The sequence below is a fragment of the Niabella beijingensis genome (assembly GCF_020034665.1).
Classification (GTDB): domain Bacteria; phylum Bacteroidota; class Bacteroidia; order Chitinophagales; family Chitinophagaceae; genus Niabella; species Niabella beijingensis.
In genome coordinates, this window is the sequence record NZ_JAIQDI010000001.1 from 3,751,109 (window position 1) to 3,765,730 (window position 14,622).

The 14,622-nt window shown below is 50.4% G+C and carries 12 protein-coding genes; 6 read left to right on the forward strand and 6 right to left on the reverse strand.

From position 1 onward, the window contains the following. Positions 1–124: 124 nt before the first annotated feature. The 5 genes from K7B07_RS15775 to K7B07_RS15795 all read right to left on the reverse strand — a co-directional run bounded on the left by K7B07_RS15775 (position 125) and on the right by K7B07_RS15795 (position 6,791). The gene (locus K7B07_RS15775; RefSeq protein WP_223711221.1) at positions 125–1,207 is read right to left on the reverse strand and encodes an efflux RND transporter periplasmic adaptor subunit; all 1,083 of its coding nucleotides are present in this window, start codon (positions 1,205–1,207) and stop codon (positions 125–127) included. Between the two features lie 57 nt (positions 1,208–1,264). Continuing rightward, the gene (locus K7B07_RS15780) at positions 1,265–4,471 is read right to left on the reverse strand and encodes an efflux RND transporter permease subunit (RefSeq protein ID WP_223711223.1); all 3,207 of its coding nucleotides are present in this window, start codon (positions 4,469–4,471) and stop codon (positions 1,265–1,267) included. Further along, the gene (locus K7B07_RS15785) at positions 4,471–5,874 is read right to left on the reverse strand and encodes a TolC family protein (RefSeq protein ID WP_223711225.1); all 1,404 of its coding nucleotides are present in this window, start codon (positions 5,872–5,874) and stop codon (positions 4,471–4,473) included. Before K7B07_RS15785 ends, K7B07_RS15780 begins: the two co-directional genes overlap by 1 nt. A gap of 25 nt (positions 5,875–5,899) precedes the next feature. Then, positions 5,900–6,295: a hypothetical protein gene (locus K7B07_RS15790; RefSeq protein WP_223711226.1), complete on the reverse strand. Its 396-nt coding sequence runs from the start codon at positions 6,293–6,295 to the stop codon at positions 5,900–5,902. A gap of 139 nt (positions 6,296–6,434) precedes the next feature. Beyond that, a complete protein-coding gene (locus K7B07_RS15795; RefSeq protein WP_223711228.1) occupies positions 6,435–6,791 on the reverse strand; it encodes a DUF488 domain-containing protein in 357 nt (118 codons plus the stop codon). An 82-nt stretch (positions 6,792–6,873) separates the two neighbouring features. Here K7B07_RS15795 and K7B07_RS15800 point away from each other — a divergent pair, with 82 nt between their 5' ends. The 3 genes from K7B07_RS15800 to K7B07_RS15810 are packed head-to-tail and all read left to right on the forward strand — an operon-like array spanning position 6,874 to position 8,225. Beyond that, a complete protein-coding gene (locus K7B07_RS15800) occupies positions 6,874–7,356 on the forward strand; it encodes an RrF2 family transcriptional regulator (RefSeq protein ID WP_338041288.1) in 483 nt (160 codons plus the stop codon). A 21-nt stretch (positions 7,357–7,377) separates the two neighbouring features. Then, positions 7,378–7,776, forward strand: coding sequence for a group III truncated hemoglobin (locus tag K7B07_RS15805; RefSeq protein WP_223711229.1), 399 nt, complete (start codon positions 7,378–7,380; stop codon positions 7,774–7,776). Continuing rightward, positions 7,773–8,225, forward strand: a complete 453-nt coding sequence (locus tag K7B07_RS15810; protein WP_223711231.1) for a hypothetical protein — start codon at positions 7,773–7,775, stop codon at positions 8,223–8,225. Before K7B07_RS15805 ends, K7B07_RS15810 begins: the two co-directional genes overlap by 4 nt. Positions 8,226–8,276: 51 nt before the next feature. On the opposite strand, the gene K7B07_RS15815 is transcribed toward K7B07_RS15810, so the two are convergent. Next, positions 8,277–9,176, reverse strand: a complete 900-nt coding sequence (locus K7B07_RS15815) for an OmpA/MotB family protein (protein WP_223711233.1) — start codon at positions 9,174–9,176, stop codon at positions 8,277–8,279. 540 nt (positions 9,177–9,716) lie between these two features. Between K7B07_RS15815 and thrA the strand changes: the two genes are divergently transcribed. The 3 genes from thrA to thrC all read left to right on the forward strand — a co-directional run bounded on the left by thrA (position 9,717) and on the right by thrC (position 14,580). Further along, on the forward strand, positions 9,717–12,173 hold the full coding sequence (thrA, locus tag K7B07_RS15820) for a bifunctional aspartate kinase/homoserine dehydrogenase I (RefSeq protein WP_223711235.1): 2,457 nt from the start codon (positions 9,717–9,719) through the stop codon (positions 12,171–12,173). Between the two features lie 119 nt (positions 12,174–12,292). Next, positions 12,293–13,213, forward strand: coding sequence for a homoserine kinase (locus K7B07_RS15825; protein WP_223711236.1), 921 nt, complete (start codon positions 12,293–12,295; stop codon positions 13,211–13,213). A 68-nt stretch (positions 13,214–13,281) separates the two neighbouring features. Further along, positions 13,282–14,580 carry a threonine synthase gene (gene thrC, locus K7B07_RS15830; RefSeq protein ID WP_223711238.1) on the forward strand — a complete coding sequence of 433 codons (1,299 nt, stop codon included), beginning with the start codon at positions 13,282–13,284 and terminating at the stop codon, positions 14,578–14,580. The last annotated feature ends 42 nt before the right edge of the window (positions 14,581–14,622 follow it).

Genomic DNA, 14,622 nt, shown 5'->3' on the forward strand with positions numbered 1-14,622 from the left:
AAACGGGACCATATCAAGGATGGTCCTTGGGATGCGGATAACGGCTGAAACGGTTCAGCCTGGTTATTCCCCGGAAGGGCGGTGATGAATTTGATACAGTCCCGCTTTTACAGGCACTGCCGGGTCATTCCGGTGTTACCGTAATGCCTTCCTCTATTTCGTCATTTGCCTGTGCAATTACTTTTTCACCGGGTTGCAGGTTGCCAAATACTTCAATGGCCCCATTGCTGCTGTTGCCGGTGCTTACATCAATCTTGGTTGTCCGGCCATTTCTTTCAGCCAGCACGTATTTCCGTTCTGTGGAAGTGACCACCGCTGTTTGCGGCAGGCGGAAACTGTTGCGGCTTCCCGGTACATCAATCACCACGTCGGCGTACATACCGGGTGAGAGGAGGTGCGCTTTATTGGGAATATCTATTTCAACGCGCTCGCTGCGCAGCCGGGGATCTACATTCATCGATTTGCGGCTGATGAACCCGGTTTGCCGCTCGCCCGGAAGGGCACTCACGTAAAAGTGTACGGTATCTTTTTGGTTCAGTGCCGGTGCCATGGTTTCGGGGATATCGATCTGCAGCCGCAGATGGTCCACTTCTTTTAGTTCCAGCATGGGCGTATTGGTTTCCGAAGCGCTTACAAGTGTACCCACGCTTACATTGCGTTGGGTGATCACGCCGGAAAAAGGCGCCCGCACATTTAAATAGGAAAGCATGGTCTGCTGCATCTGCCAGTTGTTCTTCCGCGCATTGCTCAATGCAAGGCCGGAGTTTACCTTGGCCTTTGATGTTGACAGGTCCATGGGCGAGATGGCTCCTTCTGTGCGGGCCGCTTCCTGCAACCGGCGATAGCGCTCTTCATCGATGTTGAAAGCGGCCTTCGATTGTTCAAACTCTTCTTTTGCCCGGAGCGAGGCCTGTTCCAGTTCGGGCGCGTCAAGCGTCATTAGCAGGTCCCCTTTGTGCACCTTCGCACCGATATCTACCCGCACGGATTTTACATAGCCATTTACTTTGGGGAAAATGCTGACCTCCTGGTAGGCCGCCAGCTGGGCAGGTAACTTTAATTGTGCGGATATTCCTCCCCTTACTACTGTCGCCAGTTCAAAGTGGCCGGCAGATGAAGTTCCGGTCGTCTTTGCTTTTTTTTCCGCACTCGCAGAACAGGCCGTTAGTGATAATACGGTTAATGTATAAAGGATGTATTGTTTCATGTTATTGTATTTTTAGGATTTTCAGGATACCGGCTTCAGCCGGTATCCTGCGTTGATTTATTGCTTGTCGGGTAATAATGAAGGAGCCTTGTACGGCGATTTTTCCCGGACCCACGCGTATACCAGCGGCACGATGTACAATGCTGCCCAGGTAGAGGCAATGATACCGCCGATTACAGCCCTGCCCAGCGGAGCCGACTGATCTCCTGCCTCGCCCAGTCCGCTGGCCATCGGGATCATTCCAGCGATCATAGCAAAGCTGGTCATAAGGATCGGCCGCAACCGGATCGATGCTGCTGTACGTGCTGCGCGGGCTGCGTCCCGGTATTCCGGTCTCAAGGTCTCGGCATTGGTCACAATCAGGATGGCATTGGCCACGGAAACGCCTACGGCCATAATAATACCCATATAAGACTGGAGGTTCAATGTGGCGCCGGTGGCGAGCAGCAGCAGCAGGGAACCGGCCAGTACTGCGGGTATTGTGACGAGCACGGTTACTGCCAGTCCGAAAGACTGGAAGTTGGCGGTAAGCAGCAAAAGGATTACCACGATCGCAACCAGCAGTCCGTTTTGCAGGGAGCTTAGTGTTTCGATGAGCAGGGAAGACATGCCTTTTATTTTGGCCACCAGGCCTTGTGGGGGAGTTCCCTGTTCATCAATGGCCTTTTGTACGGCGGCCGTGGCAGTACCCAGGTCTTTTCTGAAAATATTGGCGCTTATTGTAAGGAATCTTCTCGGGCCGGAGCGGTCGTATTCGCCGGGAAGATGTTCTACCGAAAAATGCGCCACATCAGATAATACCGGCCTGGCCTGGCCTTTGATGAGGGGTACAGACCGGAGCTGCTCCAGCGAGTTCATCAGGTATTCCGGCACCTGCACCTGTACCTGGTAGGTGTAAGCCACCTTGGGATCCAGCCACTGGATCTTCTCCGTAAAACGGCTGGAAGAGGTAACATCGGTGATACTCCGTGCGACCTCGTTCAGATTAAGTCCCATCTGTGCGAGTGCCAGCCGGTCGATATTGATCTTTATGGTCGGAAACTTCAGCGGCTGGGCGATCTGAACATCCCGAAGGAAATCTACTTTTTTCAACCGGTTTACCAGCGCATTGGCATAGCTGGTGATGTCCTTAAAGTTTTTTCCGGCTACCCGTACCTCCACCGGAGTAGCGGCGCCCTGTGCCATGATCTTTTCTGTCAATTCGATCGGTTCAAATGATATCGTTACCCCCGGGTACTGTTGCCGGATGCAGGTGCGGAGCCGGTCTTTTAATGCATCGAGGTTTACCTTGTACGTCTCATTCAGATTTAGCTGCATTACGGCCTCATGGGTGCCGCTGTTGAACACGTACAGGTTGCTGGTACCATAGCTGCTGGGCACCAGCCCCACATAAGCGGAGCTAATAGCCACGTTGCCATCGGTTACCGAATCGATCAGCCGGAGGATGCCTTTTGTTACGCCTTCTGTTCTTTCAAGCCTCGTGCCATTGGCTTCACGGATCCGCACCTGCAGCTGGCCATTATTGGTTTTGGGCAGCAGGTCCTTACCGATGATAAAAAAACAAAGCGCTACCACGGCAATGCATCCGGCACAATAGACCAGCACGGCCGTTCTTTTCCGGGAGAGCAGCGACCGGAGCTGTTTGCTGAAGCGGAGCTTCAGCCGCTGGAAGAAACCATTTTCTTCCGGATGCTGCTGGTCCTCCTGTTCATGTTTATTCACCTGCCGGGTTTCAGCCGGGTCCAGGGCCAGACCGGCATGGGCATGTTCTTTATCGTGATGATACCGGAAATGTTCTGCCTTCAGTAACCAGTTGGAGATCACCGGAACCAGCGTCTGGGCAGCGATATAAGAGAGGATCATGGCAAAGCCGATAGAAAGGGAAAGCGGCAGGAACATGGCCCTGGGAACCCCGTTCATCACAAAAGACGGCGCGAATACGGCCAGTATACAAAGCAGGATCAGCAGGAGGGGGAAGGAAATTTCCTTGCAGGCATCGAGGATCGCCTGTCGTTTGTTCTTTCCCATTTCCAGGTGCTGGTGTATATTCTCAATGGTAACCGTAGCCTGGTCTACCAGTACACCTATGGCCAGTGCCAGTCCGCTCAGCGTCATAATATTGATCGTCTGGCCCGAGAAATTCAGGAGCAGCACCGCACCCAATACGGACACCGGTATCGTAATGATCACTACAAGACTGCTGCGCCAGTCCCGGAGAAAAAGCAATACCATCAGCCCTGTCAGCAAGGCCCCCAGTATGCCTTCGGTCATCAGGCTTTTTACCGCATTCATTACAAACACGGATTGATCAAAAGCGTAGCTGATATTCATGTCGTCGGGAAGCAGGCTTTTCATTTCGGGAAGTTCTTTTTTCAAGGCCTGCACCACCGACCAGGTGGAGGCGTCGGCAGTTTTTACAACGGGGATATAGACCGAGCGCTTGCCGTTGATCAGCGCATAGTCTACCGTAACATCTGCAGCATCCGATACTGTGGCGATCTGGTTCATAAAAACGGCGCTGGTACCGCCGGTAACCACGGGTATCTTTCCAAATGCGGCAACTTCATCTTCCAATGTATTTACAGTGGTTACATACATCAGGCTGTCGATACGCAGGTTGCCGGAAGGGCTCATACTGTTGTTTCGGGTGATGGCTGCCACTACCTGCTCGGGTGAAAGATTGTACTGCCGCAGTTTCTGGGGATCCACATTCACAACAATCGAGCGGGAGTTGGCACCAAAGGGCGGCGGTGCCGATAATCCGGGAATCGTTGCAAACATAGGCCGCACACGTGTTACTGCCAGGTCATAGATCTCTTTAAGGGATTTGGTCTTGCTGCTGAAAACGAGTTCCCCCACAGGAAGGGAAGAGGCGTCGAACCGGATCACCTGCGGCGGCAGGGCACCGGGAGGAAAGAATTTGGAGGCACGGTTTACCTGTAACGCTACCTGGGCAGAGGCTTCTGCCATATTGGTACCCTCATAAAATGAAAGCTTGATCAGGGTAAGTCCCTGGATGTTCTTGCTTTCGATGTTCCTGATCCCGTTTACATACAGGAACTGATCCTGCAAACGGGTGGCAAAAAAGCCTTCCATCTGTTGCGGGCTCATGCCTCCGTAAGATTCGATAACATAGATGGTGGGTAAATTCAGCCGGGGAAAAATATCAATGGGAATGGTGCGCAGCGCCATTACGGAAAATAATAACAGGCCGGTAAAAAGGACCATGATCGTCACCGGCCGCTTTAATGCAGCTTTTACCATTATTTGTCTAAGTTTAAAGATTGAATAAATTGATCCAGGGTACCGGTTGCCACGGCCTTGTTCAGCAGTGCCAGGTACCAGTCGGTGTGGGCCTCTGTAAAATCGATCTGGGAACGGTACAATACAAAGGAGGCATTTGTAAGATCGATCAGCGAGATCAGGCCTGCCTTGTATTGCGCCATTTTCTGACGGTATACCGTTTCGGCAGAATGCAGTTGCTCGGGAATCTGTGTGAGGTTCGCCGCTGCCGTGTGAAGGTCGTTGGCGGCCTGCCGGGCCCGGGTTTGCAGGGCCAGCCGTTCCTGACTGAACTCCTGATAGCTGGCTTCCAGGGCTGCCCGGTTTTCCTGCAGTTGATCTTTTTTATGCACTTCGCTGAGCAGGTTATAGGTGAGCGCAATACCGGCCAGGTAATTATAGCGCTGGTATCCCAGTCCGGTGGTCAGCGGATCATAGCGATTGTTGTACCGGATGCTGGAGCCCCGCGCCCAGCTGCCGGCCATCAGATGCACACGGGGCAGGTAGCGTTTGCGGATCAGCTGATCGTTGATCTGTAATAACTGTGTGCGGGTACTGAAATAATGCAACGCAGGATGCTGTATCGAATCCAGCGGAAAATTGATCACGGGAAGCAGCGGGTGGAGGTGACTATAGAACGACGTATCAATATGGATATTACCCGAGGGGATGCCGGCAATAAATGAAAGTTGTTCTTTGTACTGATTGATAATACCCAATGTCTGATTATAGCCGATACGGGCCTTGGCCAGTTCTGCATTTGCCATCGATGAGTCCGCTCCTGCGATGAGCCCGCTTGCACTCAGCGCCCGGATCACATTCCGGATACTGCTGTACCGGTCGATGTTCTGCCGGTCGGTTGTCAGGCGGATCTCATATTTCAGCAGGTTCAGGTAAAGCTGCACCACGTTTGACTTTACCTGGTAAAGATCTTTATCAAAGTCAGCCTGGTGCATGGAGATATTAAGGCCGCCCTCTTCTACCTGTGTGTGACGGAGACCAAAATTAAAGAGCTCGTATTCGCTGTAGAGGCCAACAATATTTCCTGTGGCGGGCTGCAGGTTATTGCCAGCTGTAATGCCACCGGAGGCAGAAGGGAAAATCCCCATTCCGAAAAGGGCGCCGGGCAGGGAATTGTCGGTTCCGATATTGACCTGTTCCGCCAGCTTTATCTCCGGTAAAAAAGAATGCCTGGTGGTTGTAAGTTGCGCTTCTGCTGCCTTTTTTAAAGCAGCTTTCTGTTTTAGTAAAGGAAAGTGCGCGCTGGAAGAGTCGATCAGGTTGATCAGACTAAGGTGCTGCTGGGCCGCTGCGGGATGAAAACCTGTTAAAAGGATCCATATACCTGCAAAGACACAGCACCTTCTGCATAAGAAAGTACTCATGAAGGAATTTTAAAATGAAAACGAATTAGAATAACACGGATGAAAGGCCTGCAGGTGGTCCGCGTTGCGACCAGGAAGAACTGGTGATGGATTGCAGATGTTCGGCAACAAAACGGTGTTTTCGTGTCACCACAAAAAAGAGGGGTGCCAGCAGGAAAAGGATCAGTGCTGCCAGCAGGAAAAGCGGCTGCACCTCAAACCGCTTGTTTAAACGTTTGGATGCAACTGTTCCGTTTTGAGTGGTGGCCTGTGTTTTGCCTTTTACTGTTGCAGTGATTTTCTTAAAAGAATGATGGCCGAACTCTTTTGCACTGAATGCACGGGGACTGAAGTGCACCAGGAAAAAACAGGTATAAAGAAGCACTACTGCTGCTCTGAAAAAAACAGACCCTGTATTGCTTTCCTTTTTTGTACGAACCATTACGTGCAAAGGTAGAAAAATAGCAAGGGATGAAGGGGCCGGGTAATTACCGCTCATCATTTTTTAAATAAATTTATTTGCGGTGCCGGTTGTTTTTGAAACTTTCAACAACACGCTGTTGCTGCTGCCTGCAGCAGGGTCAGCGTTTTTGATCAAGCAGCTCTTTCAGTACCACAGCCTGGTTGCGGGCTTCATCCCGGGCGCCAAACAACAGGGTGATCTTACGATGTTTTTTTAAACCGGCCAGGAAGGCGGGCAGTGCCGGATTCTCTTTCAGTTCCGCGTGGTATTTTTCCCGGAAGACGGGCCATTTCTCCGGATCATGATTAAACCATTTCCGGAGCGCGGTGGAGGGGGCCACTTCCTTTGCCCATTCATCAACACCCGCTGCTTCTTTTTTCAGACCTCTTGGCCACAGACGGTCCACCAGTACCCGGTAGCCGTCGTTGTCACCAGGCGGTTCATACACTCTTTTAAGAAGAAAGGTTGTGTGCATATGTATTGCTTTAGATCAGGATATGCCGCCAGGAAGCACGCATTTATTGTTTTAAAGGTACAAAAAATAATAAAAGACATTTTTGTCTTTTATTATCAATAAGGGTAACTTTGCGTTGTTCATGTTTTCAAAAACCTGCGAATATGCAATAAGGGCAATGATCTACATTGCACAACAAACCCGCAACGGTGCCCGTGTGGGCATTCAGCAGATCTCCGCCGGCATTGACTCCCCCGCGCATTTTACGGCGAAGATCCTCCAGGAGCTGCGTCGTAAAGGATTGGTAAAGTCGCTGAAGGGACCATCCGGTGGCTTTTACCTGGAAGAGGCTGCCTTGAACCAGTCCCTGGCATCCATTGTGCGACTGGTAGACGGGGAGCAATTGTTCTCCGGCTGCGGACTGGGTTTAAAGCAATGTTCGGAAACCAATCCCTGTCCCATTCATTCCAGTTTTAAAAAAGTGCGTAAGGAAATGCAGACCCTGCTGGAAAGTGCGGTCCTCGGTGAATTTGTGGACCAGCTCAACCGGAAGGAAACGTTTTTAAAACGCCACCAGGGACGATAGCATAGCGCACATTCAACAGATATGTCCGGAATAACAAAAGACATTACAACAAGGGAGGATATACAGGTGCTGGTGGATGCCTTCTATACAAAGGTCCGCAGGCATCCGGAAATCGGACCCATTTTTGATGCGGTGATCGGCGACCGGTGGCCGCAGCACCTGGAAAAGATGTATGCTTTCTGGGAGACGGTGCTCCTGGAGCGGCATACTTATTTTGGAAGCCCTTTTCCGCCCCACGCAAAACTACCGGTGGATCAGCTGCATTTTGATGCATGGCTGGATCTCTGGCGGGAGACGATCGATGCGCATTTTCAGGGTACCGTTGCGGCAGAAGCCAAATGGCGGGCAGGAAAGATGGCCGCAATGTTCCTTTCGAAGATCCGGTATTACAGGGATTCCGGCAAAACCCCTTTGATATGAAAAGACGGTCTGTTCCGGCAGCTATAACGATTGCTGTTATTTTTATCTGGGTTGGTTTTGTAGGAGCCATCAGTTTTTTTGAATCCTGGCTGAAATTCCGCGCCCCGGGAGTTACCCTGAATACCGGCCTGAGTATCGGCCGCCTGGTATTTACCACGATGAACCGTATCGAATGGGTGTTCCTGAGTATAGCGATCCTTTGCACCGCAATCCAACAGCAGAAAAAATGTTTCCTGCTGGCGCTGCCTTTTCTGATGCTGCTGCTGCAAACCGTTTGGTTGCTCCCCGCGCTGAACCGGCAGGTGGCCTTGTATTTAGAGAACCGGTTATCCGGACCGGCTGTTCATCACATCCTGTTCGTGATCGCCGAACTTATAAAATGGCTGTCATTGCTGGCAGCCGGTATTTATTTACTGCGCCGGACCGGTATACAACATGAACCGCAATAAAAAAGCCCCGGCCGGACCGGAGCTTTTTTATATATGTAACTTCTATCAGTTTTATTGTAATACCGGAGCAGCGGTTTGCGTAGTGTCCTTGCTTTTTTCCGGTGCTTTGTCGATCAGCTCCATGAACTGATCCAGCTTCGGAGTGATAATGATCTGCGTTCTCCGGTTACGGGATTTACCTTCTTCGGTATTGTTATCCGCTACAGGGTTGTATTCCCCGCGGCCACCGGCTGTAAGGCGTTTGGGTTCGATGCCATATTGATTTTGCAATGCCTGTACCACCGAAGATGCCCGCAGAGAACTCAGGTCCCAGTTGTTGCGGATATTGGGCCGGTTGATCGGTACATTATCTGTATTACCTTCCACAAGTACTTCGTAGTCCTTGTAATCCTGGATGATCTTGGCGATCTTGCTCAGGATATCACCGGCGCGGTCAGAAATTTCATAACTGCCCGATTTATAAAGCATGTTATCTGCAAGTGAAATATACACAACACCCTTCAGCACTTTGATGTCCACATCCCGGAGTTCATCGCGGCTAAGAGAGCGGGTAAGGTTGTTGGTAAGCACCATCAGCAGCGAATCACTCTTGTTCTTTTCATTCACCAGGTGCTGGATGTATTTGTTGGAAGAATTGATCTCATCCACCAGCTTGGAAATATTGACATTTCCCTGGGTGTTTTGATTGATGCTTTTGTCCAGCGTACCCTGCAGGGCAGCCAGTGCCTTTTTTAAAGAGGCATTGTTGGCCCGTTCCTGGGCCAGCTGGTCTTCCAGGCTTTTTACTCTTGATTTGCTTTCAGCCAGATCGATCTGACTGGTTTGATAACGTTCGTTCAGGTTCCGGTAATCGGACTGCAGGGTTGTAAATTTCTTGTTGCTGACACAACCCGACATGAATAATGCCGCTAGAATAATCCCCAAGGGTAAAAAAAGTGTTCGTTTCGTCATAATTGCTTTCTTTTAAAATAATAGTTCGTCAGTTTTGAACATCCGGTCGCCCAATAACAACAAAACGGATGCCTAAGTTCAGGAACTGCTGTTTTATCTGTTTCAGATGCAGCAGGCGCCGTCTATTTTAAGGAATTATTAGGGTTTGACAGAACCGGGTTCTAACAACCTGATCCGTCGCAGAATAAGACGGCCTTTCCGGTTGTTCCGTTGCAACTGCGGGGAACGTTTTGTTTAAGGACCTGTTAATTAAGGAACGGGGAGCAGCCTGTAGCTGCTGGACTTATGGTGCTGCTCGCCCCGTTTGAAAAAAAATCAGAAGGCTTTGTAATATTTCAAACATTCTTCCTTATCTTGCGGTGGTATCTAAGGAAATGGAATACAATTTTAAAAATATCCAATCAATTTTGAGTTTCAGTATCGAAACCACAACTACCATTACCACAACCCCTTGAGGGTTGTACGCTGCTATATCATCTTCTGGGCATTCTGCCGTTTTTTCCGGGGTTATTTATTTTCCTTTATCACTAAATCAAATTCATGCAGGTTTTTAAGTTTGGGGGCTCCTCTGTAGCCAATGCCGACAATATAAAAAAGGTGGCTGCAATCGTAGACCATGCGGCCAAAAAAAATTCCATTGTTGTGGTTGTTTCCGCCTTGGGAGGTATCACGGATCTGCTGCTGTTGTCCGGTAAAGAAGCGGCAGAAGGTAATGAAGATTTCAGGGCCAAGATCACGACCATTGAACAACGCCATTTCGAAACAATAAAAGAGCTCATCCCCATCGCTTCACAGAGCTCATTGCTGAGTCTTGTTAAAAAAACGATCAATGAAATCGAAGAGGTCTGTAATGGTATTTTTCTGTTGCGGGAGATCACACCCAAAAACCAGGACCGCCTGGCAGCCTACGGGGAATGGCTGTCTTCCCAGATCATTGCGGAATCGTTTAAACATCTGGGCCTGCTGACCCTCTGGAAAGATGCGCGGCAATTTATTTTTACGAACAATGATTTCACGCATGCGGAAGTACGATTGGAAGCCACCGAAAAAGAAATAAAAAAATATTTCAAAGAAAATAAAAGCAATGTCTTTGTTGTGCCCGGTTTTATCGGCAGTGATGAGCAGGGCGTGACGACCACGCTGGGACGGGGTGGCTCCGACTATACGGCGGCCCTTATCGCGGCGGCGATCGATGCAGAATCCCTGCAGGTATGGAAGGATGTGAACGGAATGATGACGGCAGATCCCCGCCTGGCGGCCAATGCAAAAGTAATTGAGCGGATCTCTTACAGCGAGGCTATGGAGCTTTCCCATTTTGGCGCGAAAGTCCTGTATCCACCCACGATCCAGCCGGTGATGAGTAAGAATATACCGCTTTTTGTAAAGAATACTTTTGCCCCCGAAATGCCCGGAACCATAGTAGGCGGAAAAACCAAAGATGTGAAAGTGGTACGGGAGCACATTGTAAGCGGTATCTCCAGCGTCAATAATATCGCGCTTCTGAGCCTGGAAGGAAGCGGTATGATCGGTATTCCCGGTTTTTCCAAGCGGCTGTTTGAAGCATTAAGCAAAGAGCGGATCAACGTAGTGCTGATCACCCAAAGCTCTTCGGAGCATTCCATTTGTGTGGCGATTGACCAGAAATACCTTCCGGCGGCAAGAAACGTGGTGGATAAAACATTTGCAGATGAGATCGCACTGAACAAAGTGGAACCGCTGAAAGCGGAGACCCATCTTTCCATTGTGGCCCTGGTAGGGGAGAACATGAAAAGCCTGCCGGGTGTAAGCGGCCGGATGTTTGGTGCACTTGGCCGCAACGGGATCAATATCCGGGCGATCGCGCAGGGCTCTTCCGAAAAGAATATCAGCACGGTGATTGCCACCGATGATGTGCGGAAGGCCATCAACGTATTGCATGAGGAGTTTTTTGAAACCGTACATAAACAACTGAATATTTTTATCATCGGACTGGGCAATGTAGGCTCCAAGCTGATGGAGCAGCTGAAACAGCAGCATGCATTCCTGATCCAGCACCTGAAGCTGAACGTAAGTGTGGTGGGGATCAGCAACAGCCGGAAAATGATCTTTAAGGAAAGGGGGATCTCGCTCAGCGGCTGGAAGGAATCACTGGCCGCAGGCGAACCGGCGTCTCTCACAGAATTTACCAGTGAGATCATTAAACGGAATATGCGGAATTCTATTTTTGTAGATATTACTGCGAATAAAGAAGTGGCAAAGATCTATGACAAGATGCTGCAGAAAAGTATTTCGGTAGTGGCCTGTAACAAAATAGCCGCAGCCTCGCCGTTCTCCGAGTACAAAAAATTGAAAGAACTGGCGCATGTATTCAATGCCCGCTTCCTGTTTGAAACCAATGTGGGTGCAGCACTTCCGGTGATCGGCACCCTGAATGACCTGCGCCGCAGCGGTGATGAGATCAAGCGCATCGAAGCCGTATTAAGCGGTACGCTGAATTTTGTATTCAATCATTATGACGGCTCCCGGCCGTTTGCCGCGGTGGTAAAGCAGGCGCAGGAAGAAGGATACACAGAGCCGGATCCCCGCCTCGATCTCAGCGGTGTGGATGTAATGCGTAAGATACTGATCCTGGCGCGCGAAGCAGGGTTTGAAATGGAAATGGAGGACATCAAAAATCATTCGTTTATGCCGGCTTCCTGCATGGAGGGCTCTGTAGAGGATTTTTACAAAGCAATGGCAGCCGAAGAAGCGCATTTTAAAGCATTGCTGGATGCGGCTTCAGCAGACAACAGTAAACTCAAATTTGTAGCTACGTTTAAGGATGGTAAGGCCTCCGTAGGTCTGCAACATATAAAACCCGGGAACGACCTGTACCACTTATACGGAAAAGATAATGTGGTGCTGTTTTATACCGCGCGTTATACCGAACAGCCGCTTGTAGTAAAGGGTGCCGGTGCCGGTGCGGATATAACGGCGAGCGGAGTGTTTGCAGACATTATGCGTGCTGTGAACGAATGAGCGGGCAGAAAAGTGAATAGCGAACGATGAACAGTTAAAAAAGAAACGTTGAAAGCGGGATGCCGCCGGGCACTCACTTCTCATATCTCACGTCTCAATTCTCATATTTCATATCTCAAATGAAACAAGTAACAATAAAATCCCCGGGCACCGTAGCCAACCTGGTTTGCGGATTTGATATCCTGGGACTTGCGCTGAATGATCCTTATGATATCATGGAATTCCGCCTGCTCGATGAACCGCGGGTGATCATTCACAACAGGGATAATTTCGGATTGCCTACGGATCCGGAACAGAATGTAGCCGGTGTGGTGCTGCTGGCGGCCATGGAGAAAGCCGGAGGGAACATTGGCTTTGAAGTAACGATCGAAAAGCGCATCAAACCGGGCAGCGGACTGGGGTCCAGTGCCGCCAGTGCCGCAGGTGCCGCCGTAGGGGCCAACCTGCTGCTGGAGAACCGTTTTACAACGGACGAGCTGGTACAGCTGGCCATGATCGGGGAGAAACTGGCAAGCGGGGTAAAGCATGCGGATAATATTACTCCTTGTATATTAGGCGGGATAACACTTATCCGTTCGATCCATCCAATAGATATTGTGCCGCTGGCCGCACCGGAGCTTTTTGTAACGGTGGTGCATCCGCAGATCGAAGTGCGTACTGCCGATGCCCGCCAGATATTAAAACAAAAAGTGCTGCTGAAGGATGCCATAAAACAATGGGGGAACATCGCTGGCTTGGTTGCAGGGTTTATGCGGAATGACAAGGCGCTGATCAGCCGTTCCCTGGAGGACGTGATCATCGAACCGGTGCGAAGCATCCTGATCCCCGGATTTGATGAGGTAAAGCGGCAATGTAAAGAGGCCGGTGCGCTTGGAGGCGGGATCTCCGGTTCGGGACCTTCCATCTTTATGCTGAGTGAAACGGAAGCAATTGCCCAGGACGTTGCGGGTATCATGAAGACGGTCTACTCCGGAATCGGGATCGATCACAATGTATACGTGACCACCATTAACAACAGGGGGGCAGAAGAAATAAACTGATACAGCTTTCAGCAATCAGCCTTCAGCTGTTAGCTGTTGTCGTAAACAGGAATACTAAAAGAGGAGCAATGAATTATTACAGTTTAAATCAGGGGGCACCAAAAGTAAGTTTTAAAGAAGCAGCAATAAGTGGCCAGGCCCCGGATAAAGGATTATATTTTCCCGAAACGATCCCGGCCTTGGAGCCGGATCTGATCCGGGATATTGAAACATTGCCGGAGGCGGAGATCGCATTCCGGGTGATCCGCCCTTACACCGGCGGTACCCTGCCGGACGATGTGCTTTTTGATATTGTATCCCAAACGGTGAACTTCCCGTTCCCCCTGGTACCGGTCACAGACAGCATCGCCTCGCTGGAGCTGTTTCATGGTCCTACACTGGCTTTTAAAGATGTGGGGGCACGTTTTATGAGCCGTTGTCTCGGCTATTTTTTAAAGGATCAGCAGAAAGAGGTTACCGTGCTCGTTGCTACCTCCGGTGACACCGGCGGCGCGGTAGCCAGTGGCTTTTACGGAGTGGAAGGAGTAAAAGTGGTGATCCTGTACCCCAGGGGACGTGTGAGCCCGGTTCAGGAAAAACAACTGACGGCACTGGGAAATAATATCACAGCGCTCGAAATAGAAGGTAGCTTTGATGACTGCCAGCGGCTGGTAAAACAGGCGTTTACCGATGAAGGGATCAACGCAAAACATTTTCTTACCTCTGCCAATTCCATCAATGTGGCGCGGTGGCTGCCGCAGCAGTTCTATTATTTCTTTGCATACAAACAATGGAGGGAAAAATCGATGGCACCTGTTGTTACGGTCCCCAGCGGCAACTTCGGGAATATATGCGCCGGATTGCTCGCAAAGGCAACCGGATTGCCGCTTGGTCATTTTATTGCCGCCTGCAATGCCAACGATGTGGTCCCTTCTTTCTTGCAAACTGCAGACTGGCAGCCCCGGAAGGCGGTGGCTACCCTGTCCAATGCAATGGATGTAGGCGATCCCAGCAATTTTGTACGGATCATGGAGCTTTTTGATCAGCAGTTGCTGAAACTGAAGGATAATCTGTCCGCAGTAAGTATTTCGGATGCCGATACGATTGCCACCATCAGTTCGGTTTTTAGCAAGACCGGTTATACCCTGGATCCGCACGGAGCTGTGGCTTACAGGGCACTGGAAAACTACCGGGAAGGGCACCCGCAGGCAAAAGGGTTTATCCTGGAAACCGCCCATCCGGTAAAGTTCCCGGAAGCCGTGAAAGCGGCTACGGGAGCGGATATTGACATCCCCGGCGCCTTAGGCGGACTGATGCGCCGGCCCAAACAGGCAATAACCATGCCGCCGGATTATGAAGCATTTAAGAGCTACCTGATGAGCCGGTAACCGCGCCGTTCCGGCAGGTATCTCAAAAGAAGGGGAGATAAA

Excerpts from the sequence above, each read along its gene's own strand:
- K7B07_RS15775 (WP_223711221.1), bottom strand. The coding sequence starts at position 1,207 with ATGAAACAATACATCCTTTATACATTAACCGTATTATCACTAACGGCC.
- K7B07_RS15780 (WP_223711223.1), bottom strand. The coding sequence starts at position 4,471 with ATGGTAAAAGCTGCATTAAAGCGGCCGGTGACGATCATGGTCCTTTTT.
- K7B07_RS15785 (WP_223711225.1), bottom strand. The coding sequence starts at position 5,874 with ATGAGTACTTTCTTATGCAGAAGGTGCTGTGTCTTTGCAGGTATATGG.
- K7B07_RS15790 (WP_223711226.1), bottom strand. The coding sequence starts at position 6,295 with ATGGTTCGTACAAAAAAGGAAAGCAATACAGGGTCTGTTTTTTTCAGA.
- K7B07_RS15795 (WP_223711228.1), bottom strand. The coding sequence starts at position 6,791 with ATGCACACAACCTTTCTTCTTAAAAGAGTGTATGAACCGCCTGGTGAC.
- K7B07_RS15805 (WP_223711229.1), top strand. The coding sequence starts at position 7,378 with ATGTCCGGAATAACAAAAGACATTACAACAAGGGAGGATATACAGGTG.
- K7B07_RS15810 (WP_223711231.1), top strand. The coding sequence starts at position 7,773 with ATGAAAAGACGGTCTGTTCCGGCAGCTATAACGATTGCTGTTATTTTT.
- K7B07_RS15815 (WP_223711233.1), bottom strand. The coding sequence starts at position 9,176 with ATGACGAAACGAACACTTTTTTTACCCTTGGGGATTATTCTAGCGGCA.
- thrA (WP_223711235.1), top strand. The coding sequence starts at position 9,717 with ATGCAGGTTTTTAAGTTTGGGGGCTCCTCTGTAGCCAATGCCGACAAT.
- K7B07_RS15825 (WP_223711236.1), top strand. The coding sequence starts at position 12,293 with ATGAAACAAGTAACAATAAAATCCCCGGGCACCGTAGCCAACCTGGTT.
- thrC (WP_223711238.1), top strand. The coding sequence starts at position 13,282 with ATGAATTATTACAGTTTAAATCAGGGGGCACCAAAAGTAAGTTTTAAA.